The sequence below is a fragment of the Paracoccus gahaiensis genome, from assembly GCF_005048225.1.
Taxonomy (GTDB): domain Bacteria; phylum Pseudomonadota; class Alphaproteobacteria; order Rhodobacterales; family Rhodobacteraceae; genus Paracoccus; species Paracoccus gahaiensis.
Window position 1 is genome coordinate 19,195 of the sequence record NZ_SUNI01000023.1, and the last position, 24,719, is coordinate 43,913.

Annotated in this window: 32 protein-coding genes and 1 pseudogene; 21 read left to right on the plus strand and 12 right to left on the minus strand. The window is 62.5% G+C overall.

The annotated features are described in order from the left end of the window. Window positions 1–14: 14 nt before the first annotated feature. A complete protein-coding gene (locus FA743_RS17055) occupies window positions 15–449 on the plus strand; it encodes a pseudoazurin (RefSeq protein WP_136887281.1) in 435 nt (144 codons plus the stop codon). A gap of 62 nt (window positions 450–511) precedes the next feature. Here the strand turns inward: FA743_RS17055 and FA743_RS17060 are convergent, their stop codons facing one another. Genes FA743_RS17060 through FA743_RS17080 form a run of 5 tightly spaced genes read right to left on the minus strand, consistent with a single transcriptional unit; the run spans window position 512 to window position 4,512 of the window. Continuing rightward, window positions 512–2,254, minus strand: coding sequence for a SulP family inorganic anion transporter (locus FA743_RS17060; protein ID WP_136887282.1), 1,743 nt, complete (start codon window positions 2,252–2,254; stop codon window positions 512–514). Between the two features lie 3 nt (window positions 2,255–2,257). Further along, complete coding sequence (locus tag FA743_RS17065) at window positions 2,258–2,641, minus strand: rhodanese-like domain-containing protein (RefSeq protein WP_211242309.1); 384 nt, start codon at window positions 2,639–2,641, stop codon at window positions 2,258–2,260. Between the two features lie 10 nt (window positions 2,642–2,651). Beyond that, window positions 2,652–3,569, minus strand: a complete 918-nt coding sequence (locus FA743_RS17070; protein ID WP_136887283.1) for an MBL fold metallo-hydrolase — start codon at window positions 3,567–3,569, stop codon at window positions 2,652–2,654. Next, a complete protein-coding gene (locus FA743_RS17075) occupies window positions 3,566–4,006 on the minus strand; it encodes a DUF6691 family protein (protein ID WP_136887284.1) in 441 nt (146 codons plus the stop codon). Before FA743_RS17075 ends, FA743_RS17070 begins: the two co-directional genes overlap by 4 nt. Beyond that, window positions 4,006–4,512 carry a YeeE/YedE family protein gene (locus tag FA743_RS17080; RefSeq protein ID WP_342774415.1) on the minus strand — a complete coding sequence of 169 codons (507 nt, stop codon included), beginning with the start codon at window positions 4,510–4,512 and terminating at the stop codon, window positions 4,006–4,008. The genes FA743_RS17075 and FA743_RS17080 overlap by 1 nt, the downstream gene beginning before the upstream one ends. 42 nt (window positions 4,513–4,554) lie before the next feature. Between FA743_RS17080 and FA743_RS17085 the strand changes: the two genes are divergently transcribed. Continuing rightward, a complete protein-coding gene (locus FA743_RS17085; RefSeq protein ID WP_136887286.1) occupies window positions 4,555–4,869 on the plus strand; it encodes an ArsR/SmtB family transcription factor in 315 nt (104 codons plus the stop codon). A gap of 34 nt (window positions 4,870–4,903) precedes the next feature. Here the strand turns inward: FA743_RS17085 and FA743_RS17090 are convergent, their stop codons facing one another. From FA743_RS17090 to dsbD, 5 genes are all read right to left on the minus strand, one after another. Further along, window positions 4,904–5,452 carry a L,D-transpeptidase gene (locus FA743_RS17090; protein ID WP_136887287.1) on the minus strand — a complete coding sequence of 183 codons (549 nt, stop codon included), beginning with the start codon at window positions 5,450–5,452 and terminating at the stop codon, window positions 4,904–4,906. Window positions 5,453–5,530: 78 nt separating this feature from the next. Then, on the minus strand, window positions 5,531–6,163 hold the full coding sequence (locus FA743_RS17095) for a DsbA family protein (RefSeq protein ID WP_136887288.1): 633 nt from the start codon (window positions 6,161–6,163) through the stop codon (window positions 5,531–5,533). Continuing rightward, window positions 6,160–6,924 (minus strand): L,D-transpeptidase, encoded by a 765-nt coding sequence (locus tag FA743_RS17100; protein ID WP_246055018.1) that lies wholly within the window; start codon window positions 6,922–6,924, stop codon window positions 6,160–6,162. The genes FA743_RS17095 and FA743_RS17100 overlap by 4 nt, the downstream gene beginning before the upstream one ends. Next, entirely contained in the window at window positions 6,924–7,724 is an 801-nt protein-coding gene (locus FA743_RS17105; protein ID WP_136887290.1) for a TlpA disulfide reductase family protein, read from the minus strand. Before FA743_RS17105 ends, FA743_RS17100 begins: the two co-directional genes overlap by 1 nt. Further along, complete coding sequence (dsbD, locus tag FA743_RS17110) at window positions 7,721–9,529, minus strand: protein-disulfide reductase DsbD (protein WP_342774416.1); 1,809 nt, start codon at window positions 9,527–9,529, stop codon at window positions 7,721–7,723. Before dsbD ends, FA743_RS17105 begins: the two co-directional genes overlap by 4 nt. A gap of 85 nt (window positions 9,530–9,614) precedes the next feature. Here dsbD and FA743_RS17115 point away from each other — a divergent pair, with 85 nt between their 5' ends. From FA743_RS17115 to FA743_RS17205, 19 genes and pseudogenes are all read left to right on the plus strand, one after another. Then, window positions 9,615–10,289, plus strand: a complete 675-nt coding sequence (locus FA743_RS17115) for a winged helix-turn-helix domain-containing protein (RefSeq protein WP_136887291.1) — start codon at window positions 9,615–9,617, stop codon at window positions 10,287–10,289. Then, window positions 10,289–11,614, plus strand: coding sequence for a sensor histidine kinase (locus FA743_RS17120; RefSeq protein WP_246055020.1), 1,326 nt, complete (start codon window positions 10,289–10,291; stop codon window positions 11,612–11,614). Before FA743_RS17115 ends, FA743_RS17120 begins: the two co-directional genes overlap by 1 nt. Window positions 11,615–11,714: 100 nt before the next feature. After that, complete coding sequence (locus FA743_RS17125; RefSeq protein ID WP_136887292.1) at window positions 11,715–12,335, plus strand: DsbA family protein; 621 nt, start codon at window positions 11,715–11,717, stop codon at window positions 12,333–12,335. Between the two features lie 4 nt (window positions 12,336–12,339). After that, window positions 12,340–12,534: pseudogene (locus FA743_RS17130) on the plus strand (DUF411 domain-containing protein); the annotation flags it as partial. Between the two features lie 26 nt (window positions 12,535–12,560). Next, complete coding sequence (locus FA743_RS17135; protein WP_425467205.1) at window positions 12,561–13,094, plus strand: L,D-transpeptidase family protein; 534 nt, start codon at window positions 12,561–12,563, stop codon at window positions 13,092–13,094. Between the two features lie 164 nt (window positions 13,095–13,258). Beyond that, complete coding sequence (locus FA743_RS17140) at window positions 13,259–13,666, plus strand: hypothetical protein (RefSeq protein ID WP_136887293.1); 408 nt, start codon at window positions 13,259–13,261, stop codon at window positions 13,664–13,666. A gap of 71 nt (window positions 13,667–13,737) precedes the next feature. Continuing rightward, complete coding sequence (locus tag FA743_RS17145) at window positions 13,738–13,956, plus strand: hypothetical protein (protein WP_136887294.1); 219 nt, start codon at window positions 13,738–13,740, stop codon at window positions 13,954–13,956. Further along, window positions 13,953–15,356 (plus strand): TolC family protein, encoded by a 1,404-nt coding sequence (locus tag FA743_RS17150; protein ID WP_246055021.1) that lies wholly within the window; start codon window positions 13,953–13,955, stop codon window positions 15,354–15,356. The genes FA743_RS17145 and FA743_RS17150 overlap by 4 nt, the downstream gene beginning before the upstream one ends. Then, window positions 15,353–16,720 (plus strand): multicopper oxidase family protein, encoded by a 1,368-nt coding sequence (locus tag FA743_RS17155; protein ID WP_136887295.1) that lies wholly within the window; start codon window positions 15,353–15,355, stop codon window positions 16,718–16,720. The genes FA743_RS17150 and FA743_RS17155 overlap by 4 nt, the downstream gene beginning before the upstream one ends. A 33-nt stretch (window positions 16,721–16,753) precedes the next feature. Next, on the plus strand, window positions 16,754–17,233 hold the full coding sequence (locus FA743_RS17160; RefSeq protein WP_136887296.1) for a cupredoxin domain-containing protein: 480 nt from the start codon (window positions 16,754–16,756) through the stop codon (window positions 17,231–17,233). A gap of 17 nt (window positions 17,234–17,250) precedes the next feature. Next, window positions 17,251–17,532, plus strand: coding sequence for a copper-binding protein (locus FA743_RS17165; protein ID WP_211242310.1), 282 nt, complete (start codon window positions 17,251–17,253; stop codon window positions 17,530–17,532). Between the two features lie 29 nt (window positions 17,533–17,561). Continuing rightward, window positions 17,562–18,110, plus strand: coding sequence for a DUF305 domain-containing protein (locus tag FA743_RS20810; protein WP_136887297.1), 549 nt, complete (start codon window positions 17,562–17,564; stop codon window positions 18,108–18,110). A gap of 178 nt (window positions 18,111–18,288) precedes the next feature. Next, complete coding sequence (cueR, locus tag FA743_RS17175) at window positions 18,289–18,750, plus strand: Cu(I)-responsive transcriptional regulator (RefSeq protein WP_136887298.1); 462 nt, start codon at window positions 18,289–18,291, stop codon at window positions 18,748–18,750. Further along, window positions 18,747–19,202, plus strand: coding sequence for a DUF411 domain-containing protein (locus tag FA743_RS17180; RefSeq protein ID WP_136887299.1), 456 nt, complete (start codon window positions 18,747–18,749; stop codon window positions 19,200–19,202). The genes cueR and FA743_RS17180 overlap by 4 nt, the downstream gene beginning before the upstream one ends. 8 nt (window positions 19,203–19,210) lie before the next feature. Beyond that, entirely contained in the window at window positions 19,211–19,972 is a 762-nt protein-coding gene (locus FA743_RS17185) for a MauE/DoxX family redox-associated membrane protein (RefSeq protein WP_342774417.1), read from the plus strand. A 166-nt stretch (window positions 19,973–20,138) separates the two neighbouring features. Beyond that, complete coding sequence (locus FA743_RS17190; RefSeq protein WP_136887301.1) at window positions 20,139–20,621, plus strand: DUF305 domain-containing protein; 483 nt, start codon at window positions 20,139–20,141, stop codon at window positions 20,619–20,621. 157 nt (window positions 20,622–20,778) lie between these two features. After that, a complete protein-coding gene (locus tag FA743_RS17195; protein ID WP_136887302.1) occupies window positions 20,779–20,979 on the plus strand; it encodes a heavy-metal-associated domain-containing protein in 201 nt (66 codons plus the stop codon). Between the two features lie 176 nt (window positions 20,980–21,155). Then, window positions 21,156–21,440, plus strand: a complete 285-nt coding sequence (locus FA743_RS17200) for a CopG family ribbon-helix-helix protein (protein ID WP_136887303.1) — start codon at window positions 21,156–21,158, stop codon at window positions 21,438–21,440. Further along, a complete protein-coding gene (locus tag FA743_RS17205) occupies window positions 21,428–21,721 on the plus strand; it encodes a type II toxin-antitoxin system RelE/ParE family toxin (protein ID WP_136887304.1) in 294 nt (97 codons plus the stop codon). Before FA743_RS17200 ends, FA743_RS17205 begins: the two co-directional genes overlap by 13 nt. A 204-nt stretch (window positions 21,722–21,925) precedes the next feature. Here FA743_RS17205 and FA743_RS17210 read toward each other — a convergent pair whose 3' ends face one another. Together FA743_RS17210 and FA743_RS17215 are read right to left on the minus strand one after the other, a co-directional pair. Beyond that, complete coding sequence (locus tag FA743_RS17210) at window positions 21,926–23,251, minus strand: DUF2254 domain-containing protein (RefSeq protein ID WP_136887305.1); 1,326 nt, start codon at window positions 23,249–23,251, stop codon at window positions 21,926–21,928. Window positions 23,252–23,393: 142 nt separating this feature from the next. Then, on the minus strand, window positions 23,394–24,605 hold the full coding sequence (locus FA743_RS17215; protein WP_136887306.1) for a class I SAM-dependent methyltransferase: 1,212 nt from the start codon (window positions 24,603–24,605) through the stop codon (window positions 23,394–23,396). Between the last annotated feature and the right edge of the window lie 114 nt (window positions 24,606–24,719).

The following is a 24,719-nucleotide window of genomic DNA, read 5'->3' on the forward strand; positions in this document are numbered from 1 at the left end:
AAAGGATATGTCCGATGAAATTTCTTTCCTTTTTTGCCGCTCCTGCAATCGTTCTGGCTCTTGCTGGTACTGGCTATGCCGCTGACCATCAGGTCAAGATGCTGAACAAGGGTGAAGCTGGGGCAATGGTGTTTGAGCCTGCCTACGTGAAGGCCGAGCCAGGCGATACCATTACTTTTATGCCGACAGACAAAGGCCACAACGTTGAATCTATAAAAGAAATCCTTCCGGAAGGGGTCGAGTCCTTTAGGAGCAAGATCAACGAGGAGTACACCTTGACGGTAACCGAGCCCGGCCTTTATGGCATCAAGTGCACCCCCCATTACGCGATGGGTATGGTAGGCCTGATACAGGTAGGCGAAGCGACCAATTTGGACGTCGCTCAAACTGCCAAGATGCCCAAGAAAGCCCGTGAACGGATGGACGAAGCCATCGCGATGGTCGAGTAAACTGTCTGGTCACGGTGGCCTGTGCTGCGACTACCCCACCGTGACCTTGAATGCGACATTCCTTACAGTCCGCCATGATTGGCGGCCTGTATCGCTTGGGGAGCGAGGGCCTCAAGAGCTTGGTAGTGCGACAAGAACACCTCCCCTGTAATGTGCGGGAGGAAGTCGCTGCGCTTCAGGCGGTCCATGACCGGGCCCTTGACCTCGGACAGGTGCAGGCGGATGCCAGCGTCTTCGAGACGATGCATGACCAATTCCAGACTTTCGAGGGCGCTCGCGTCGATGCTGTTGACTGCTGCGCAGTTCAGCACGACGTGGCGCAGGTCGGGGCGCTCCGCGACTTCGTGCTGAATGACATTCTCGATGGCGCGGGCATTGGCGAAAAACAGGCTTTCGTCGATGCGCAGTCCAAGGATCTCCGGTGTGCAGACCACATCGTGCCGCAGAACATTGCGAAAATGCTGCGTGCCAGGCACCTGGCCAATCACCGCGATATGCGGGCGTGATGTCGCCCAGAGATGCAGCAGGACCGAGACCGCCACGCCGGCAGTGATCCCAGTCTCAACGCCTCCGCCCAAGGTGACCAGCAGCGTGGTTGACAACGCCGCAAAATCCGACCGCGAATATCTCCAGGTCCGGGCCAAGGCGCCGAAGTCGGCCAGGCTCAGGACGGCCACGATGATCGTCGCAGCCAGAACGGCAATCGGCAGGTGGAACAGCAACGGCGTCAAGAACAGCGAGGCCAAGGCGATGCCGACAGCGGTGAATGCCCCGGCCGCCGGGGTCTGGGCCCCCGCATCGAAGTTGACCACCGACCGCGCGAAACCGCCCGTGACCGGGTAGCCGGACGAAAATGCCGCGGCCAGGCTGGCCATGCCCAGGCCGATCAGCTCCTGATCCGGGCTGATGGACTGGCGCCGCTTGGCGGCGAGGGTCTGCCCCACAGACACCGACTCCACGAACCCGATCAGGGCGATCAGCGTGGCAGCCGGCAGAAGCATGATCCAGAGCGACAGGTCCAGAACCGGGAGTGACAAGGGGGGCAAACCCTGGGGGACGTCCCCGACCACGGCCACGCCCTTAGCGTCGAGATCCAACCCGACGATAATTAGGATCGAGGCGATAACGACCATCACCGGACCGGTTCGGGACAGAAGGACCGCGATCCCTTCCGGGACATTCAGGGCCCGGAGCGTTGGCTTGAGAGACTTGCGCGACCAGAACAAGAAAGCAGTCGCTGATGCCCCGATCGCCAGTGTCGGCAGATGCGTGTCGCCAATACCTCCTATCAGAGACGGAAGCATCTCAAAAAAGGTATGCCCTTGCGCCTGCGTACCCAGAACGTGCTTCAACTGGCCGGCCGCGATCAGCAGACTGGATGCGGTGATGAAGCCGGAAATAACCGGGTGCGACAGCAGGTTTGCAACAAAGCCGAGGCGGAAGATCCCCATCGCCAGCAGGATCAGACCTGACAGAAGCGCCAGCGCCAGCGCTGCGGCAATATATTCCGGGCTCCCGGGAGAGGCGATGCTGCCGGCCGCCGTGGCGGTCAGAAGCGAGACGACCGCCACGGGACCCACCGACAAGGTGCGGCTGCTGCCAAGGAGGGCGTAGACGAGCAGCGGCAGGATCGAGGCATAGAGGCCGATGACGGGCGGCAGGCCCGCGAGCATGGCGTAGGCCAACGACTGAGGGATCAGCATGATCGTCACGATCACCGCTGCCATCCCATCACTGACGAAGGCGTGCCGGTCATAGGCACGCCCCCAGTTCAGGATGGGCAGGTAGCGCGCCAGCCCGGCCATGTCTCAGCCCTCGACGGGAAGGCCGTTGGCCTTCCAGGCTGTTAGGCCGCCTTCGATCAGGTCAGCATCATACCCCATGACGCGCAGCGTATCGGCGGCCAGCGCCGCGCGTCCACCAGAGGCGCACAGGACATGCACCCGGCCCGTGCCGCGCATGCTGGTCAGTTGCGAGACAGCGGTCGCAGCGGTGGCATCGGCGCGGGTTTCCAGGATGCCGCGCGGCACATGCAACGCGCCCGGCACCCGCCCGTCGGTTTCCAATTCCGCCGGTTCGCGCACGTCGAGAACAAGATCGCCCTGTTCGGCCGCCCGTGCGGCGTCAGTGGGCGAGACCGCCATCACACGGCTGCGGGCGTCCTCGACAAGCTCTTTCATGGTCATGGTCATGGCAGTCTCCTCAGAAGCGATTGACAGGGATCTTCAGGTAGGTGTGGCCGTCATCTTCGGCCGCAGGCAGGCGCCCACCGCGCAGGTTGATCTGCAGCGCGGCCAGGATCCGGTCGGGCAGGGCCAGAGTCGCGTCACGCTCGTTGCGCAGCCTGATCCAGTCCTCGCGCTTTGTGCCATCCTTGACGTGACGGTTGCGGGCGCGGTGCTCGGCCACGGTGGCCTCCCATTCCGGCTCGTCACGCTCGTCGGTGCCGTAGTCATGGCCAACAAAGAGGCGCGTGTCCCCTGGCAGGGCCAGGATCTCCTGGATCGAGTCCCATAGCTCCTCGGTGGTGCCACCGGGAAAGTCCGCGCGCGAGGTGCCGACGTCCGGTTGCATCAGCGTGTCATGGGTGAAAGCGGCGTCTCCGCAAACATAGGTGATCGAGCCGAGCGTGTGGCCGGGCGACAGCATCACATGCACCTCCAGATCACCGATGCGGAACGTCTCACCTTCCGCGAACAGTCGATCGAAGTCTCGCGCAGGATCAAAGACGCCAGGCAAGTTGTAGAGGTCGGCCCAGATCCCGGCAATGTCGCGCGCCTTCTCACCGATGGCTGCGGGCGCACCCGTGCGCTCCTTCAGAAGAGCAGAGGCCATGACGTGATCGGCATGGGGATGCGTATCCAGGATCCATTCGACACTCAGCCCATTCTTCTGCACCAGGTCCAAGACCTGCTCCATGCTTTCGGTCGAGAAGCGGTAGTTCTTCGGGTTCAGGTTCCAGACAGCGTCGATCAACGCTGCCTTCTTCGTGACCGGGTCTGCGCAGATATACTGGATCGACCCGGTGTCCGGCTCATAGATGCCCCAAACGTCGGGGCTCCTTGGCCCCCGCGACGGCGAGTGGCGCACGACCGGCTGCTTCAGTTTCGATGTGCTCATGTTGCTGCTCCTTTTGCGTCAAGAAGTCCCAATGCCTTCACCTTAGCCCCGATCCACATGCCAACGAGCAAGGCTGGCAGAAAGATCAACGTGCCGGGCGCGAGCAGGGGAAGTGCGGTCCAGGCCGGGCCCGGGCAGAAGCCGCCGATCCCCCATCCGATCCCGAACAGTGCGGCCCCTGTCATCAACGGCCTGTCGATGCTGCGGTTCGTGGGTATGTCGAAGGTCTGGTCAAGAACCGGTGCCTGGCGCCGCCAGACCAAACGGTAGCCGATGAATGCCGTGAGAGTGGCCCCACCCATCACGAAAGCCAGGCTTGGATCCCAGCTGCCTGCCAGGTCGAGGAAGTTCAGCACCTTTGCCGGGTCGGCCATGCCGGAAATCACCAGCCCCAGTCCGAAGACAAGCCCGCTGAGAAAACCCCATAGAATTCGCATCACACTCCTCCCAGGACATGGCGAAGAAGAAAGACGGTGACGAAGCCTGCCGCCATGAAGGTCGCGACTGCCACCAGGGAACGGCCCGACAGCCGCGCCAGCCCGCAGACCCCGTGGCCCGAGGTGCAGCCTGAGCCGAGCGCGGTGCCCGTGCCGACCAATAGCCCGGCAATCGCCATTGCGAACAGGTTCTGCGGAACTGTCTGCGTCACAGTTCCGCCCGCCGCCATGATGACCACCGGTGCTGCCAGCAGTCCCAGCAGAAACGCCCACCGCCAGTCCCGGTCCTTCGGCGCTCCGCGCAGCGGTACCACCCCACCGAGGGCGCCCTGGGTGATCCCGGCGATCCCGGCAATGCGGCCGAAGAGCCCCATGACAATCACCGCGCTCAACCCGATCAGCACACCGCCGCCAAGGGACGCCCATGGCGTGAACGCGGTTTGTGTTTCCATCTCCATTTCCGCTCTCCAATCATGGCGGCGACACTTGCCTCGCCGCTCCTGCACCGTTATATATTAACAATCACTAAATCAGTCAAGGCTAATATAATGAATTTGGACGATCAGGCCTCGCAGGTTCTGCAGGAGCGGGCCGACTATGTTGCCGGACGCCTGGCCCTGGTTGCCAATGCCAAGCGCCTGTTGATCCTGTGCGAGCTGGCCAAGGGGGAGCGCTCGGTCGGAGCGCTCCAGCAGGCGGTGGGCCTGAGCCAGTCCGCCCTGAGCCAGCATCTTGCCAAGCTGCGTGAGGCCGGCATGGTCGAGACCCGCCGCGAAAGCCAGACGATCTACTACCGGATCAGCGATCCCGACCTGTCCGTCCTGATGGCTGCCCTTTACGAGGCCTTCTGCAAGGATATCTGACGCGAAAGGGCGCGCCGGTTCACTAGGCGGTTCATCAGATGATCCGCACCTGAGTGCCGACAGGGCACATGCCGAACAGCTCTTCGATCTTCTCGTTGTAAAGGCCGATGCAGCCGTCTGACGACAGGCGCCCGATCTTGCGCGTGTCATGGGTGCCGTGGATCAGGTAGGCAGGCCAGGACAGATACATGGCATGGGTGCCCAGGGGATTGTCCGGGCCCGGACCCATGGGACGATAATCGGGAAACCTCTCCATCATGGAGGCGGTGGGTGTCCAGCTGGGCCCTTCCTTCTTGCGTACGATTTCCGTGTGCCCGCGCTTGGTCAGTTCGTCCGAAATGGGGACCGAGGTCGGATAGACGCGATAGGTCTGCCCGTCACCCGACCAGAAATGCAAGGCCCGCGACCCGGTGTCGGCCACAATCGCACCCAGACCCAAGGCGTCGAAATGATCCTGCCATTTCTGCATCGTAAAGCTGCTGATATTGCGATCCGGAGTGGTCTGCGCCCGAGCGATGGCCGGCATGGCCAGCCCCCCAAAGGCGATCAAGCCAAGCGTGCGCCGTCGGGATAATCCTGTCATCTGCTGTTCCTCTGTCTGTTGCTTGTATTGGAGACGCGTCCCCGGCGGGAATGATGAGGGCCGGACCTTAAGCGGGGCTTAATCCGTGGCGCGGGCCGCCGCGATGGCCCTGCGCAAGGCGGTGCGGTCCATTGCGCCCGCATGAATGGTGCGTTCCACGATGAAGGCCGGCGTGCCCTGCAACCCCAGCCCCGCCGCCTGCTGCGCGTTGCGCCCGAGCATCCCATCCCACCGCGCCCGGTCGCGACCATAGGCGCCCAGCAGCACATCCGGGTCCAACCCCGCCGCGCTTAGCGTGCTGCGAACGTCGTCTTCGGACAGGCGGGCGGGGGTGGCCATCAGCGCGGCCTGCGCACCGAGGTAATCGTCGGATGCGACCCCGCCCAGCACCATCTGGGCGGCGATGACAGAGGCTCCGCCGAAGATCGGCCAGTCTTTCATGATCAGGCGCAAGTTTCCGTCGGCCTCAACCTCTGCCATCAGGTCGTCATGGCCGCGCTTGCAGAAGGGGCATTGGTAGTCAAAGAACTCGGCCACGGTCACGTCGCCCTGCGGATTTCCCAGCACCGGCTGATCGGGGTCGAACAGCACTGCATGTACATCCGCGTCCGGGGCTGAACTGCGCAGGAACCGGGACAGGCCAATCCCGCCCAGAGCGACGATGCCAAGGCCTGCGCCCCCGCCCAGAACGGCGCGTCGTGTGACGGTCATGGGGTGCTTCCGGTGATGTCTGAAGTGTCATATGTCGCGGTGCTAGCAACTGGCGCGGGCGCGGTGCCGGGGGGCCTGGTGCCCATGCCCGACTGCGCCTGGCTGAGGACCACGACCTTGGCCATGCTGCGGGTGTTTTCCGCCAGATGGATGATGTCCTGATTGAACAGCCGGATGCAGCCGGCGGACGAGGCCGTGCCGATCGATTGCGGGTCGGGCGTGCCATGGATGCGGTAATAGGTGTCGCCGCCGGAATTGTGGATATACAGCGCGCGGGCCCCCATCGGGTTTTCCAGCCCTCCCTCCACGCCGTCGGCCGAGGGTCCGTAATGGTCGGGGTTCTCGGCCAGCATGTTGTCGGTAGGGGTCCAGCGCGGCCAGTCGCGCTGATAGGGGGTGTGCGCCTCTCCGGTAAATCCGTAGCCGGCAGCGCCGACGCCCACGGAATAGCGCATGGCGGTGTTGTCGGCCCGAACGTGATACAGCCGCGTGGCATAGGGATCGACGATGATCGTGCCGACCAAATGGTCGGTCCAGTAGGGGACGATCTGGCGGGCCTTGTCCTCGGTCAGTAGCGAGGGCGGGATCGCAGGCACTGTCAGATCGCCGTCGGGCCGGGCCGCATACATTGCCGCCGTGCCGGGGCTGACGGGGGCGGTCACGGGCGTTGCGGGGGCAGGGTCTGGCGCGGTCGCGGGCTGGCAGGCAGCTAGCGCCAGCAGGGCGGTCCCGACCAGCAGGGACTTTAGGGTTCGGGTCATCATGGCTCCTTCGCCGTCTCGATCAGGGTGCGTAGGGCGGCGCGCGAAATCTCTCCGGTATGGGCGCGCACCAGCGCGCCCTGGGCGTCGAACACCAGCGTCGTGGGCATGCCGACCGCGTTCAGGCGGCCCATCAGATGGCTGCCGGGGTCGCGTAGCATGCCTTGCGCGGGCAGGGTCTCGGCGGCAAGAAAGGCGGCGATGCGGGCGGCATCCTCGCCCTGGTTGGCAAAGATGAAATCGACATCAGGCATCTGGGTGGCCAGTTGGGTCATCATCGGCATCTCGCGCCGACAGGGCGGGCACCAGGTGGCCCACAGGTTCAGCACCACCACCCGGTTGCGCCCGGCCAGTTGCATCGGGGTGTCGTCCATCGCCAGCAGCTCCATCACCGGCAGGTCCACCGTTGTGCGTGGCATCAGCGACAGCGCCGCCTGATGCGCGCTTCCGGTCAGGACGGCCGCGATCAGCAGCGGACGCAGCACCGTCCGGCGGCCCCGCAGCGCCGCCACCAGCAGCACTGCGCCGCCCGCGACCCAGCCCGCGCGGGGGGCGAACCCGCCCTGCCAGACCGCCAGCGCATCCAGCGGATGGGCCGCGAAATCGTCCCAATGCGCGACGACGAACCCGATCCGCGCACCGATGATCCAACCCAGCACGGCCCATATGGCCCAACTGTCGGCGCCCTTCGGGCCACGACGCGCCAGCAGCCTCACGATCATCGTGAACAGGATGATCGCCAGCACGGCGGCCAGTCGCCCGGTCTCGAACACAAACGGTCCCAGGGCGATGGCGTTCATGGTGCCACCTGCCGGATCGAGGCCAGCAGCCGTTCGGCGCTCATGTTGCCGATCAGGCGGCTGTCCTGCGCCTCGGACCGGGCGGCATCGACAAAGACCAGCGTGGGCGGACCGGCGGCGGCCAGATCGGCCATGATCGCCTGCGCCTCGGTGCCGAAATCGGTGACATCGACCTTGATGCGGACAAGGTCCTGCATCGCGGCCATGACCTGCGGGTCGGCCATGGGACCGCGTTCGATCGCGCGACAGATCACGCACCAGTCGGCGGTGACATAGATCAGCGCCGGGTAGGATGCCTGCAGCGCCTGAGCCAACCCGGCCTGCGTGGTCACGGTCTGAAAGCTCAGATCATCGGCCGGAGCCTGCCGCGACCCTGCCAAAGGGGCCAGGGGCCGCGCCGGATCATCGCTGCCCAACGCCGCGCCCAGACCCTGCAACAGCCCTGCAAAGACCAGCAGCACGCCCGCCGCCGCCGCCATCCGCGCACTCCGTCCCGTCTCCGGCGCTAGCCGGTCCAGCGCCCCGATCGCCACGCCGCAACCCACTAGCAGCACGGCCCACAGGGCCAGCACGATAGGTCCGGGCAGGATGCGCCCCGCTAGCCAGATGGCCAGCCCCAGGAACACCACGCCAGAGGCCATCTTGACCCGCTCCATCCAGGCGCCGCGCCGGGGCAGGATCGCGGGACCGAAGGCCCCCACTGCCAGCAGCGGCACTCCTTGTCCCAGCCCAAGCGCGAACAGCGCCGCGGCCCCCAGCATCACGTCGCCCGTCTGCGCGATATAGATCAGCGCTCCCGCCAGCGGGGCCGTCACGCAGGGACCGACGATGAGTGCCGAGCCGAACCCGAGGGCAGCTGCTCCGCTCAATGATCCGGCAGAGCCTTGACGTCGTGCCAGACGGGCTTGCCAGCTTGCCGGCATCTGCAACTCGAACAGGCCGAACATCGACAGCGCCAGCGTTACAAAGATCGCTGCGATCACGCCGATCGCCCAACGCGATTGCAGCGTTGCCTGAAGATTGGCCCCCGACCAGGCTGCCACGACGCCTAAGAGTCCGAAGGCGGCCGCCATGGCGACAACATAGGCTCCAGTCAGTGACAGCCCGCGCCAGGCCGTCATATCGCCGCCTTGGCGGGTCAGCATTCCGGCAACAATGGGGACCATCGGCAACACGCATGGCGTCAGTGACAGGAGCAGCCCGAACCCGAAAAAGCCCAGCAGAACGAGCGCCACACCGCCGCGACTGGACAGGTCGGCCACGAGGCCGTCGTCCTTGGCGAGCTTCAGCCCGTCCTGCGCCCCGGAAGTCGTGCCGTCGGACAGGGCAGGTTGCACAGCACTGCCGCCCGCGCGCCAGGATCCGAACGCTTCGGCTTTGACGGCGTTCTCTGCGCGGATCGTTCCGTCTGCCTCCAGCACCACCTGCTGGGGCGCATAGCAGATGCCGTCCTGCTGGCAGCCCTGCCAGTGCAGGGTGACCTCGCCCTGAGGGTCGGGGATCGTTGTCGCAACCGGGGTTCGATAGATCTCGTCGCGCCCCAGCCACGGGTCGTCGTAAACCTCGCCATCGGGAAGGACGAGGGGAATGGCTTCACCATCAGCTTCGAACGCTTCTATCTTGCTGCGGTACAGGTAATAGCCCGGCTGCACCTCCCACGCGATCTGCAGGCTGTCCGCAGCGTCGGCTGTCACGCTCAGCACGAACGCGTCAGAGGGGTCCAGGGGCGGAGCGGGCTGTGCGATCGCAACAGCGCTCCAGCATGTCAACGCGGCCAACGCCGCTGATAGGGTTCGCATCATCATGGTGCAGCAGCTAAAGACGCCAGCTTAAGCGAGACTTAAGCTTGGCACGCCACACCGCCTAATAGGGCGACAGGAAGGGCCAGTGATGCGACTTTTGATCGTAGAGGATGATCCGGTGCTGTCAGAGGGGCTGGCTGTTGGATTGGGGCTGTCAGGGTTCACGGCCGATACGGTGGGCAACCTGGCAGATGCGCGCGCGGCGCTGGCGCACAGCGAGTTCGCCGGCATTGTGCTCGATATCATGCTGCCCGACGGGATGGGCACCGACCTGCTGGCGGAGATGCGGGCACAAGGCAACATGCTACCAGTCCTTCTGCTGACGGCACGCGACCAGGTGCGGGACCGGGTTGCCGGGCTGGATTGCGGCGCAGACGATTATCTCGGAAAGCCCTTCGATCTTGACGAGCTGGCGGCCCGGATCCGCGCCATGCTGCGTCGGCAGGGGGGGCGGGCCAACCCTGTGTTGCGCTGGAACGGGTTGGAGCTGGACCCGGCGGCGATGACTGCCAGTCGGGACGGCACCTGCCTGCGCCTGTCGCGACGCGAATTTGCCATCCTGCACGCACTGATCGAACATCCCGGCCGCATTCTATCGCGGGCGCAGCTGGAAGAGCGTCTGTACGGGTGGCAGGAGGATGTCGAAAGCAACACAGTCGAGGTGCATGTCCATCACCTGCGGGCCAAGCTGGGCCGCGCGGTCATCCAGACCGTGCGCGGCATGGGCTACTGCGTGCCGGCCAGGGAAGGGGCGCAAGACTGATGTCGATCCGTCTGCGTCTCATTCTCATTCTGACGCTCGCCACCAGCGCGATCTGGCTGTCAGCGGCATTGTGGATCAACGTCTCCACACGCGCGCAGGTCGAGCAGGTGCTCGATGCCCGGCTGGCGGAGGCGGCAAACATGGTCAGTTCCCTCATGGCGGACAGGCGCATTGCACTGGACGAAGGCGCAGGTCAGGCCACAATCGCGCTGCCGGGGGCGGGAGAGTACTCCCGTCTGTTGTCCTGCCAGATCTGGTCACTCCGGGGAAACCTGCTCGGGGCCTCTTCGGGGGCGCCCGATGCGAAGCTGTCCGAGGACGAAGGCTTCACCACGACCCTGATCGATGGCGAGCCCTGGCGCGTCTTTACCGTGGTCAATCCCGATGTGGGGGTGCGGGTCATGGTGGGCGACCGGATCCAGGTGCGCGATCGCCTGGTGGGGGATGTGGTGCAAGGGCTTCTGTGGCCACTGGCCGTGGTCTTTCCTGCGCTCGCACTGCTGATCTGGGTCAGCGTCGGCCGGGGGCTTGCGCCCTTGGTGCATCTGGAAAGCACGCTGCGCAACCGCAAGCCGGACGACCTGAGCCCGCTGGAGGGAGCGGGCGATCCACGCGAAATCCGGCCGGTGCGCCGGGCACTGAACAGTCTGTTCCAGCGGCTCGACGATGTTCGCCGGACCGAGAGGGACTTCACGGCGTTCGCAGCCCACGAACTGAAGACGCCCCTGGCCGGACTGCGGACCCACGCGCAGATTGCCCGAATGGCCTCCGACCCTGCAGTGCGTGACCGGGCGCTGGCGACGATCACCACCTCCGTCGACCGAACGGATCGGATGGTGCGCCAGCTTCTGGACCTCACGGCCATCGACCAGGATGCGGCCACGGTCGAACGCCTGGACGTGGCCAATCTGCTGTCTGAGCTCGCCCAGCAAGCCGAGGATCAGGCACGCCCCCGGGAGGTGCGCCTGGACGTGCAGGCCGAGGGGATCCCGCCGCTCCATGCGCCGCGCATCCTGGTCCACAGTGCCTTGAGGAACCTGATCGAGAACGCGATCCAGCACTCGCCTCATGGCGGGACGGTCAGGCTGATTGCCTCCTGCGATGGAGCTTTCGTCACGTTTCGGGTTCGTGACGAAGGCCCGGGGATCCGGCCCCAGGACCGGGACCGGGTCACGGACCGGTTCTGGCGCGGTCCGGGCAGGGAGGTCCATGGCAGCGGACTGGGTCTGGCAATTGTCGAAGCAGCCGTCCAGCGTATGGGCGGGCGGCTGGAACTCGGCAGCGGCAGTGGCGGGCAGGACGTGACCTTCGCTCTGCCGTTGTGACCTGCCTGATCCCTCGCATCCCTTAAGCCACTCTTAAGCTTGGTCGGCCAGCCTTCGACGATCCTGCGCGAGAGCGCGTCGAACTGTCAGAGGATGAAGAATGCAACGTCGGAACTTCCTGATCGCCAGCACGAGTTTGCTGGTCCTGCCCACCATTGCCCTCGCGGCACGGGACAATCCCATGCCTGATGAATTGAGACAGGTGCTGGAACACGATCCGACCGCCCCGGTCCTTGGAAATCCAGACGGCGATGTGACGCTGACCGAATTCTTCGACTACAACTGCCCGTTTTGCCGCAAGATGGTCGACCCGATCCATCGCCTGATCCTGTCCGACCCAAATCTGCGCGTCGTATTCCATGAATGGCCTGTCTTCGGAGCGGACTCAGAGGATGCGGCGCGCGCGTCGCTCGCCTCGCTGCAGCAGGGTCGGTATTGGCAGATGCACCGGGCCATGTTCAGCATCCGTGGCCGGGCCGGTGCCGATACCGCGATGCAGGCCGCCAAAGAGGCGGGCCTCGATCTGGCACGCCTCCAGCGGGACATGCAGGCCGAACAGGTGGAGCGTCACATCACCAACAGCTTTCTTCTGGGCGATCACATGGGGCTGATGGGCACGCCCAGCTTCGTCGCTGGCGACGAGGGCGCCTTCGGTGAATACAGTCTGGATGATATGCAGGCTCTGATCAGCCGCGCGCGGGACACCTTGGCACAGCGATGATGCCGGACATGTTCCGGCCACAGATATTTGCAACTGCTTCAAGGGCGCCCTGACGCCCTTGGACTGGCCGTTCCGGGCATGCCCTATGGCAGCCCCGGAATGGGCCCGGAAAGCCGCCGTGAGGCTTATGATGTCCTGTTTGGTGCTCAAGAATGGAAGCCACACGATCTTTAACCAATACGCAGCTTCGCCGGCCTGAAGCATGATCTCCAAGGAGCTCTCTCTATGATGACCTTTAATCGCCGACATGCGTCGCTGGCTATGCTCGCATCCGTTGCTGCATGCGGATCATCAGGACCCAGCACAGCCCCTGCACCGCAATTCAAGCGATACTCCGGCCCGCCGGTGACACAGGTAGCTGTCTACAAGGGCCAACGCCGGATGCACCTGCTGAACGGCCAGACTGTATTGCGATCCTATGACTTTGGGCTGGGCAACCAGCCGGTTGGCCCCAAGCAATTTGAAGGCGACGGAAAGACGCCCGAGGGGCTGTATTTCATCGACCGCTTCAACCCGCGCAGCAGGTATCACCTGTCTGTCGGCATTTCTTACCCCAACGAACAGGACAAGGCTTACGCCGCACAGTTTGGTCGTAGTGCCGGGAGCGACATCATGTTCCACGGGCGAGGCCCGGAGGGGAACGCCCTTGCACCACGCAACCGCGATTGGACAGCTGGGTGCCTTGCCCTGACCGATCAGGAAATCGAGGATGTCTACGCAATGCTGCAGCCGGGCGTACCGGTGATGCTTTATGCGTAGGGCTCTGAATGATCACGTTCGATCTGCAACAACTGCAGTTGGCACTCTAATGCATTTGCAGCAGCATTTCGCGAAGCAGCAACATCCTGCCGAGAGGGTAACATTCGTGCGTGAGCCTCTCGAAATCCATTGATGTCGAACTTTGACCTCAATAGACCTCACTCATGATCCACGTGCTGCGCCAGCTGGCTATGCTCTTCGTCGTGACCCTGGTCACGATGGGCATCACCGTGTCTGCTGGCAACGCGTCGATGGATCTGAAGTGCGAGATGATGCTGACAGCGGCATCGGTCGAGGCATCAGACGGTCATGGCCAGCATTCCGGGGCAGGTGGTTCCGACCATGTCCATGAACAAGCGGTGCTGGTTCAAGACCATGTGCATGACGAAGACACATCCTCCGAGGGACATGGCTCGCACTGCAAGGCCCATGCCTGCCCTGCGACCGCGTTCCTGACCTCCAGCGATGTTGCCCAAACCTTTCTGATCGGGCAGACCATTGATGCTGTCCGCACGGCGCCGTTGGTGGAACTGACTGTCTCCAAAGGACTGCGCCGCCCTCCGCGGGCCTGATCCGAACGTTGCAAGCTGCATCCTAACAGGCTGCGGCGATCATCCTTCTGATCAAAAAGCGGAATCTTCACATGAAATTCATGTTTGCGGCTGCGATGCCGCTGCTTGCGGTGGCCTGTGCGCCGCTGCCTCCACTGGATACGTCTGCGGGGCTTGTAGGCGTAGCCGACGCCACGTCGCCGGTCTCGACCCTGCAGGCTGGTCCTGCCGTCACCTATCGAAACCGCGCAGTTCAGGAGCCGGGAAACTGGACCGATCTGAACAATGCGCAAGGCCCGGGTGTCGAATGAAGACGGCATTGGGACTATCGATGGGCGCGTTGCTGTTGCTGACAGCCTGCGCGGATACGGCAACGATGAGCAAAGCCCGCGACGAGCGGGCAGGGTTCGCGACCGTTGCCGGCATCTCGCGTCAAGCGACGGGGGCAGAGGCAGCGTGGCTTCAGACCCCGGCCGAACGGCAGGCCCATGCGCAACGCGTGCGCGCCATCGTTCAGGGCAAGACGATCGGCGCCGAACAGGCGGTGCAGGTGGCGCTTCTGAACAACCCCGGCCTGCAGGCCAGTTATGCCGACCTGGGCATGTCCGCTGCAGACCTGTGGGAGACGGCTCTCGGACCGGTGCCAAGCGTCGGCATCTCTGTGTCCGGGCTGGTCAGTGGCGATGTCTCCCGGTCTGTGGAAGGCACGGTGGCGTCATCGATCCTGGACATGGTCACGAAGAAATCCCGCACGCGGGCAGCCGATCTGGAATTCCGTCAAGCGCAGCTGGCCGCCGCGGGTGAGACCCTGGCGCTGGCCCATGAAACCCGCCGGACCTGGATCGAGGCCGTCGGTGCGTTCGAGGCCGCCGGACTGGTTGGTCGGGCTCAGGGTGCTGCGGACGCGGCATCCGAACTGGCAGCGCAGCTTGGCGAAACGGGGGCACTAAGCCGTGCCGATCAGGCACGGGAACATGTGTTCACCGCAGAGCTGGCCGCCGAACAGGCCGAGGCAAGGCTGGAGGCCCAGTTGGCGAAGGAAAAGCTGGTTCGCCTGCTGGGTTTGTGGGGCACAGATACCGATTTCTATGTTCCCGACAGCCTGCCGGCACTGCCGGGCAACGTGCCGAACAGAGCCAATATCGAGCGTCTGGCCTTGGAAAACCGCGTGGATCTGGCTGCCGGCCGGTTGGAAATGGAAGCGGTGGCCGCCCGCTACAGGCTCAACGGTCAAACCCGGATGCTGTCAGATGCGGAAGTCGGTGCCGGCGTTGAGATCGAGCGCGAGGATGGCGAAACAGAACGTTCGCCGGTGGTCGACGTTGCATTCAGCATTCCAGTTTACGACACCAGCGGCCTGATCTCCCGGCGCGGAAAGCTGGAATACCAGCGCTCGGCGAACAGCCTCGCGCAGTCTGCGATCAATGCTAGGTCCGAGGCGCGGTCGGCCTATACGGCGGTCACGGGCAAGCATCAGATCGCTCTGCATTGGCGCGATCAGGTCCTGCCTCTGCGCCGGGAAATCGATGAGCAGGCGCTGCTGAGCTACAACGGCATGCTGACCTCAACCTTCGAGCTGCTGAACGATGCCCGCGAGGGTCTGGAATCCCAACTGAGCGCTGCCGAGGCAAAGCGCGATTACTGGCTGGCCGAGGCGGATGCCACCGCCGCGATCTGGGGTGGCGCAAGTGACAATGGAGAGGACGAATGATGAATCGTCGGCAAGTGATGGGTGCGGGCATCGGGGCAGGGGCTGCGGCCCTGACCGTCAACATGGGCCAGGCGGAAACACGGTTTCGCGATCTGCCCGAAGCCGCCAGCACCGACAGCCCCTATACGCAGGTGCCACCGCGCCCCACGACCGGGATCGAGTACAACCCGGTCGTGACCCTGAACGGCTGGTCGCTGCCCTATCGGATGAACGGCAACGTCAAGGAATTCCACCTTGTCGCCGAGCCGGTCGAGCGGATCATGGCGGACGGGATGATCGCGCGTCTGTGGGGGTATAACGGTCAATCCACCGGCCCGACGATCGAGGCCATCGAGGGCGAGCGGGTCCGGATCTATGTGACCAACCGTTTGCCTGAGCATACCTCGGTCCACTGGCACGGCCTGATCCTGCCATCCGGGATGGATGGCGTATCCGGCCTCAGCCATCCCGGCATCCCGTCCGGCAAGACGTTCGTTTACGAGTTCGACCTCGTGAAGTCCGGGACCTTCATGTACCACCCGCATGCCGACGAGATGGTCCAGATGGCCATGGGCATGATGGGGCTGTTCATCGTGCATCCGCGCGACCCGGCCTTCATGCCGGTGGACCGCGATTTTGCCTTTCTGCTGGCGGCCTATGACATCGATCCCGGCACCTATATCCCCCGCGTCGCCGAGATGACGAACTTCAATCTCTGGACGTTCAACAGCCGCATCTTCCCGGACATCGATCCTCTGGTGGTCAACCAAGGGGACCGGGTCCGCGTCCGGGTCGGCAACCTGACCATGACCAACCACCCCGTCCACATGCATGGCTATGATTTCGAGGTGACCTGCACGGATGGCGGTTGGGTCCGGCCAGAGGCGCGCTGGCCGGAGGTTAGCATCGACATCCCCGTGGGCGCGATGCGGGCCTATGAGTTCGACGCCGATCACTTGGGTGACTGGGCGATCCATTGCCACAAATCGCACCACACCATGAACGCCATGGGGCACGAATTGCCCACGATCATCGGCGCCGACAAGAGCCGCGTCACCGACATGGTCCGTAGGCACCAGCCTGGCTACATGTCGATGGGCACCGCCGGCATGGCGGATATGGGCGAGATGTCCATGGAAATCCCCGAGAACACGATCCCGATGATGACCGGTTGGGGTCCGCATGGTCCGCTGGAAATGGGTGGCATGTTCTCTGTCGTGAAGGTGCGCGAAGGCATCGCCCCTGACGACTATTCCGATCCGGGTTGGTACGAAAACCCTCCCGGTACGCAGGCATGGGAATGGACGGGCGAGTTGCCCGAGCATGCCAGCAACGACAGCCCCGAGACGATCCTGACGCCGCGTGGCGGCAAGCGCTTGGGCTGACCTGACCCTATCGAGCAACAAAAAGGAAACGCGATGAAATCGTTGATGCTGGTGACTGCTGTTACCCTTTTCCCGGCCCTGGCAATTGCCGCCGGAACCCATGAGGGGGGCCATGACGAGTACGCCATGGGCGCGCCCGCCGAGGCCTCTGCCGGCGATATGAAGACGGTCGAAGTCACCATGCGGGAAACCGAGGAGGGCACGATGATCTTCGAGCCTGCAGAGCTGTCGTTCGTGTCCGGAGAGACTGTGCGCCTCGTCATCACCAACGAGGGCGAACTGGATCATGAGTTCGTCATGGACACGGTGGAGGCCAATGCCAAGCACAAGGAGCTGATGGCCCGGTTCCCTGAGATGGAACATGACGATCCGAATGCGGTCCGTCTCCAGCCCGGCGAGACTGGTGAGATCCTGTGGACCTTCGAGAACGCCGGCGAATACGAATTCGCCTGTCTGATGCTGGGCCATTACGAGTCCGGCATGCACGGCCCCCTGAACGTCACCAAATCCTGAACCGCGAGGACCTGACCATGAACCTGATCCATTTGACCGCTGCGGCGTTGATCGTGTCGTCCGGGGCCGCTCTGGCTGACACGCACATCACCAATGGGACCGTCACCAAGATCGACACCCAGTGGAGCAAGGTGACCGTCGACCATGAGGAGCTGAAGAACCTGGATATGCCGGCCATGAAAATGGTCTTCCAGGTCGCAGAGCCGGAAATGCTCGATGACCTGAGCGAGGGACAGAACATTCGTTTTGCCGTCGATCGGGTGAAGGGAAAGCTGACCATCACTGAAATTCTGGAATGATCCGGAAAAACGAACATCGGAGAACGAAAATGATCACTTACAAAGCTCTTATCATCGCGGCTGTCGCTGCAAGCAGCCTCGCAACGCCGCTTTTCGCCCAAGAAGCGGACTTCCAGATGCCTGAGCAATGCGCCATGGCAGCACCGGCCGGAGACATGCCCGCCGCTGGCGAGATGCCTGCAGGAGACGCCCCTGCCACCGGAATGCCTGCGGGCGAGATGCCGATGGGAGGCATGCCCGAAGCCTCTGCCCATCACGGCAACAATGCAGGCGGCATGGGCGCCATGATGGGCATGGGCGGCATGGATATGGAGTCCATGCCCGAGCATGTTCAGGAAAACATGCGCCGCATGATGGTCACCATGCCCGCCATGCACGACGGCATGATGAATGAAGACGCCGACGTAGCTTTCGCCTGCGGGATGATTGCCCACCATCAGGGTGCGATCGACATGGCCCAAGTTCTTCTTGAGCATGGTGATGACGCGGAGATGATCAAACTTGCGGGTGAGATCATCGCAGCCCAAGTCGGCGAGATGGAGCAAATGACCACTTGGCTCTCAGAAAACGCCAACTAAGCCCACGTTGAGTCGCACGGCGATAGCCGTGCGGCTTTATTCCAAAGGCACGCGCCGTCCATGTTCGGCTGGCATGCAGAGCCGCACTGCATACTGAAGAAAAGATCTGCCGTGCCTCTTGACCTTCCCATCATGGGAAGCCCCATATCCGTGATGTTGCAGCTACGGAGCCTTGTCTATGAATATCGGAGATGCCGCCACCCGCTCAGGCGTGTCAGCCAAGATGATCCGCTATTACGAGCAGATCGGGTTAATCCCGACCGCCGCGCGAACGGTCTCTGGCTATCGCAACTATGCGCCGGACGACGTTCATGTGCTGAGGTTCATCGCTCGTGCCCGTGACCTGGGCTTTTCGATCGGCGAGATCTCCGAACTGCTCGACCTCTGGCGCGACAAGAACCGGCACAGCGCCGATGTGAAGGCTTTGGCACAGGCGCGGGTCACGGATCTTCGTCTGAAGATTGTGCATCTGCAGGACATGGCCGACACGCTAGAAAATCTTGCCCATTCCTGCGGTGGGAACGAGCGTCCGGACTGCCCGATCCTGCAGGGCTTGGAGGTTGCAACAGGCGAGCCGGCAGGCAGCACCACACATCAGGCCGTCAACTTCTCAAGTTTCAAGAAAAGGACCGCAACATGATCCACAGGCGCATTTTTATCGGCTCGCTGGCCGCTCTTCTTGCTCCGGCAACAGGAGTTCTGGGCGCATCGCCGCTTCAGGAAGAAACCCGGATCGCAGTGGTTCGCTCGCCTGACTGCGGCTGCTGCGGCGCGTGGATCGATCATCTGCGGGAAAGCGGGTTTACCGTCGAAGAAACCCTGGCGGACGACGTCGACGCATTCAAGGATCAGCACGCCATTCCCCAGCCTCTTCGGTCCTGCCACACCGCCCTTGTCGAAGGCTATGTCATCGAGGGCCATGTTCCTGCCGAGGCTATCCGCAAACTCTCGGCAGAGCGCCCTCAGGCCGCAGGCCTGGCCGTTCCGGGAATGCCGATCGGCTCGCCCGGCATGGAGATGGGCGATCACCGCGATCCCTTCGACGTCATTCTCTGGAGCGGGCCCGAGACCCGCGTCTTTGCGAGCTATTGAGGTCAAGCATGACAAATTCAGACACAAAATCCGCCATCCTTCACCGGATGGTCATGACGAAGCACATGTGCCCCTATGGGCTGAAATCGCTCGATCTGCTCAAGCGCCAGGGCTACAGCGTCGAGGATCGCCACCTGACAACCCGCGCCGAGGTCGATGCCTTTAAAGAGCAGCATGGCGTCCAGACCACCCCGCAGACCTTCATCGGCGGCCAGCGGATCGGCGGCTATGATGACCTGCGGCGGCATTTCAGAAAGACCGTTCGCGACAAGAGCGACACCACCTACCGTCCGGTGATAGCGCTGTTCGCCATGGCTGCCGCCATGGCCCTGGCCACCAGCTGGGCCGCGTTCGGCGCACTGATAACCGTCGCTGCGGCGGAATGGTTTGTGGCCTTCGCGATGTGTCTGTTGGCCCTGCAAAAGCTGAAGGACGTGGACAGCTTCGCCACCATGTTCCTGAACTATGACCTGCTGGCGCAGAGATGGGTGCGCTACGGATACGTCTATCCCTTTGCCGAAGGTCTGGCAGGTGTCCTGATGGTTGCGGGCGCGCTGATGTGGCTGTCGATCCCGGTCGCCCTGTTCATTGGCACGATCGGTGCCGTATCGGTCTACAAGGCGGTCTATATCGACAAGCGCGAGATCAAATGCGCCTGCGTAGGTGGCGACAGCAACGTGCCCCTGGGCTTCGTGTCGCTGACCGAGAACCTGATGATGATCGCCATGGCCATCTGGATGCTGATCAAGGTCACCATGCTGGGACATTGATGGCGCGGCTTTTCAAATAGCGGGGCTGCAGAGCGAACTACGTTGTCAGCACGACGTCTTACCTGAGTGTTCACACAGACGTGGATGGTTTTGGTCCCGGTCGGAACCTTCTTTTGCACACAGTCACGAGTTTTAGAAGGAACTCTCAGAATAAAGGAAACATATCATGGGATATGGACGCTTTTTCGCGATGATCGCGACGTCGACGATCGTCATGTATGGATTAATGTATCTGAATACCTATTCGATCGATCACATCGAATTCTCGCAGACCCGTATGTGGATGGCGATTTATATGGGATCGGTAATGGCGGTCATCATGCTTGCATTTATGCTGGGCATGTACTCCGATCGAAAGAAGAACATCGCGATTTTCATAGGCTCTGGTTTAGCGTTTCTACTTTCGCTTTGGCTCGTACGAAGCCAGGAGACGGTTGAAGATCTCGCTTGGATGAAGGCGATGATCCCCCACCATTCGATTGCCATCCTGACCAGCGAACGGGCTGATATTTCAGATCCGAGGGTTCGGGCCCTTGCAGACGCAATCATTGAAGCGCAGCGTGACGAAATTGCAGAAATGAAGAGCTATATCGCCGATATTGAGGAAAACGGCGACGCACCAGCAGGCACTCGCCGCACCGCCGACTAGGCGTGTCGATCGCGGCAATCTGCTGCACCCTGTTACCGGGCGGTTGTTGTCCCCGGTGATCGCAGCGGGGGGCGATGAGTCTGGCCTCCGTCTCAGTTATTCCCAACGCCCTCCGCCTGCGGCGGGCTGTTGTATATGACAACAAAAGGAGAAACGAATGACGACGTTCAATATTCCCAATATGAGCTGCGGCCACTGCAAGGCAACGGTTGAGAAGACCATCCATTCGGTCGACCCCAAGGCACAGATCGATTTTGACATGGCGTCGCGAAAAATCACTATGGACAGCGGGGTTGAGGCGGACAACGTCCAGGCAGCACTGGCCGCAGCCGGATACTCTGCCACTCTGGCTAAATGACAGTCTGGCCAATTATCGATTATGTCACTGTAGGCGATGCAGGTCCTCGGTTGCCGTCGGCTACAGACTTGTCCGAGCGGGAAGGCTACGTTCGTGAATGCGGGCCAGATGCCCGTTGGCGCCGGGGCGCCCCGATGGTATAACGAGGTAATACCTCATTTGCCCCGGAGGACTTCATGGCTGCCGTTCACCCTGTTGCCGTAAAGCTGGATGCTGAAGTTCATGCCCGGATGCGGGAGCTTGCCAAGGCACAGAACCGCACCCCGCATTACCTGATGCGCGAGGCCATCGCCCAGTATGTCGAGCGTGAAGAGAAACGCGAGGCATTCCGGCAGGAGGCGCTGACGGCATGGGCGACCTATCAGACCACCGGCCTGCATGTGACTCACGCCGAGGCGGACGCCTGGTTGGCTCAGCTCGAAGCCGGTCAGGATGTAGAGCCGCCTGAATGTCACAGCTGATCTGGACGCCGAAGGCCCTGCAGGGTGTCCAACGGTGCTATCGGTTTCTGGCTTCCCAAAACCCGGAGGCGGCGTCCCGCGCCGTGCGTGCGATCCGCGAGGGAATGCAGATCGTGGCCGCGCAGCCGGGTGTGGGGCGTCCGGCCGACAAGATGGCCCCGGAGTTCCGGGAATGGCTGATCGCGTTCGGAGACAGCGGCTATGTGGTCCTCTATCAGGTGGATGGCGAACTGGCCGTGGTCCTGGCGGTCAAGCATCAGCGTGAGGCAGGGTATTCCTGATCCGGAGAGGCAGCTTTGCGTGCCGGCCGACCTGAATGTCGATCTGCGCCACGCTGATCTTTCGCTGCAGCATACCCGCGATGATGCGGCGCTCGGAGAGGGTGAGATGCGACGTCACGGGGGAGCTCCTCGATCTGTAAACACCACCAAAATCATGGCTTGTCGCATCTCTCTGTCCCAAGCCGGCGAAGAGGTGGGGACATTTCAGCATTCTGGTAAAGTTAGCGCCTGTCGAGCTGCTCGATAGTTGCGCTCGATATCTGCAATGTCAGTGGCTTCCGGCGCTCCGCGGCGGCCGCTTTCAGCGATGATGGCTGCGTGGTCGAGCAAAGCGGTACGCTGGCTGGATAAACGAACATTGACCGCGAGTCGCGCGATGATGTTGAGCATGTGCCTGATAACCGCAGGGTGAGTAGCGCCGGCTTGCCGGATCTGGTGGAATGCGACGTCCGCGAAACCCCGGAAGCTTGGAGCACGACCGACGACGCGCACGACACCGGCTTCATCGCAAAAAACCTCCGGCTGGAGTTCGCGCTGCATCAGGTCGCCAAGCGAAGCGCCCAAACGATCGATAACGGCAATGGCAGTAAAGGGATCGTTGATGCCAGATGAAAGGGCGCGCAAAGCTATCTCGACCAGGTGTCGCATTGCGAATTCTATGTCTTGAACCGGTGTGCGCTCGTTGCCGATTAGGATCGCGCCCTCCAATTTGGTGGCCAGATCTGGTTCCAACAGGCGCCCTGGATAAATGTCGGCCCTGTATGAATTACGAATGACGAAATGACCGGCACGGAAGTTCAAGCGGATCACCACCTTGTGCCGGCTTGCGATGCGGACAAGCCGCTCATACTCGATCGCCTGCACGTAGCCTTCGCCGGACATCCATAAAGAGGTCATACAGTCATCAAAATCTGCTGGAAGTACGTCATCTGCAGACCGCCGCTCGGTGAGTTTGTTGCCCTCCTTGGGCAATAGACCTGAGATCGCGTGGCGGAGATCTCTGTCGACCCGCCGGATCGCTGTATCGGAAATGATCGACCGAGCCAGGACATGAATAAAAAACAGCAGCGCGAAAAGGTTTATCAGGGCCAGCGCAGTGCCGAGTGTCACCGCGATGTGCGGCACCGCGGCGTTGGCGAGTCCGCTGTTAAGGGTGCGAAGTACGAGCAGGCAGTAAATGATGGTCATCAAGAAGATGCCGAACACGAGCTGTGTGCGGAGATCGCCCATGAAATTACGAACGAGTCGCGGACCAAGTTGACTTGCCGCAAGCGTCAGCACCACCATGGTGATCGATATGACGAGTGACGCCATCGTGACCATCGAGGAAAAGACGGTCGACAGCAGATTGCGGGCGTCCTCAGGCCCGCCGCTGTGGAGCCAGAATCGCCGCGCCTGTTCCTCCGGCACGTTGGCATCAAGCTTGAGGGCCAGGATTGCCAGCCCGATCGCGCCGACCCCCATGAGCGTGGGTATAAACCATAAGCTGGTCCGGAGGGTCGCCCAGAGGGTGTAAAGGCGGCTGAGCATCGGTGTCCTCGCGAGATGATATACAATCCGCCACGTTCAACTCTGGCAGATGAATATCATGGGGTAACACCGATGATCTTTTCCGACCAGCGGCGGAGCGGCAGCGTGGTAGAGGCGCCCTACGCGACTCGCGGGGGCTATCTCAAACTGGCCGCTTCACCGTGATCTGCGTCACGTCGCAGTTCCCAACCGCAAAGGCCGCGGCACAGGAGGTGAGATAGAAATTCCACGTCCGCCGAAATCGCTCATCAAAGCCTTGCTCGGCAATTTCACTCCAGTTTTCGTTGAACGTGTTGTGCCAGTGGCGGAGTGTCTGGCTGTAGCTGTCGCCAAACTCCACTGAGCGGACGAACCGCAGGTTAGCTCGCTCAAATTCGGCGAGGAGCGCGCTGCGAGAGGGAAGCATGCCCCCTGGGAAGATGTATTTCTGGATGAAATCGACGCCGCGGCGGTAGACCTTCCAGCGGCGGTCGGGAACGGTGATGATCTGTAATGTCGCGTGGCACCCGGGCTTCAGGCATTCGCGGACGGTGTCGAAGTAAACCGGCCAGTAGCGCTCACCCACAGCCTCAAACATTTCGATCGAGGCGATGCCGTCATAATTGCCGCGCGCGTCCCGGTAGTCCTGGAGCCTGATGTCGACATGGTCGTCGAGACCAGCGCGCCGGATGCGCTCCCGTGCGTAATCATGTTGTGCTTGGCTGATGGTGAGCCCGGTAACCCGCAGCCCACGCTCGGCCGCAGCGTATTCGGCGAAGCCGCCCCAACCGCAGCCAATCTCCAGCACGTGGTCGCCCGGCTCGGCACCTATTTCATCGATCAGGCTCGCGTATTTGGCGTTTTGCGCCGCCTTCAGACTCTCCTGACCGGTCGCAAACATTGCCGCAGAATAAGTCATCGTGTCGTCGAGCCAAAGCCGATAGAAGTCGTTACCAAGGTCGTAGTGAGCAGCAATGTTGCGCCGCGCCTGAGATCGCGTGTTCCCGCGGAACGCGTGCTGTGTCTGCTCCAGGAGCCGGATCAGCCCCATGCCCGGAAAACCATCGTAGATGTCGCCGCCAGCGGCGCGAACAAGATCCATAAAAGCTTGTAGATCCGGCGTCGACCATCCGCCGTCCAGATATGCCTCCGCGAACCCCAACTGCCCCTCGCGGATCAGCCGCGCAAAGATATGGGGATCATGCACGTGCAGCTCTGCGATGGGTCCCGATTGCACGCCATCCGCCCGGAACCGGCGGCCGTCGGGCAGCACGAAGGTAATCCTCCCCGCCTTCATTCCATGGGCTTTAGCAAAAACCTGCGCGAAGTATCGCGGCAAATTGCTCTGACCCTCGGTTGTCGTCAGCGCGTTCATCCGGGCCTTCCATCGTTTTGAGAGTAGGATAGGGGAGCACCCCTTCCTCGGCAACGCTTACAGCTGCAGCAACTTTCGATCGTGGGACTGCAGAGAACAGCAGGAGGGTCAGCA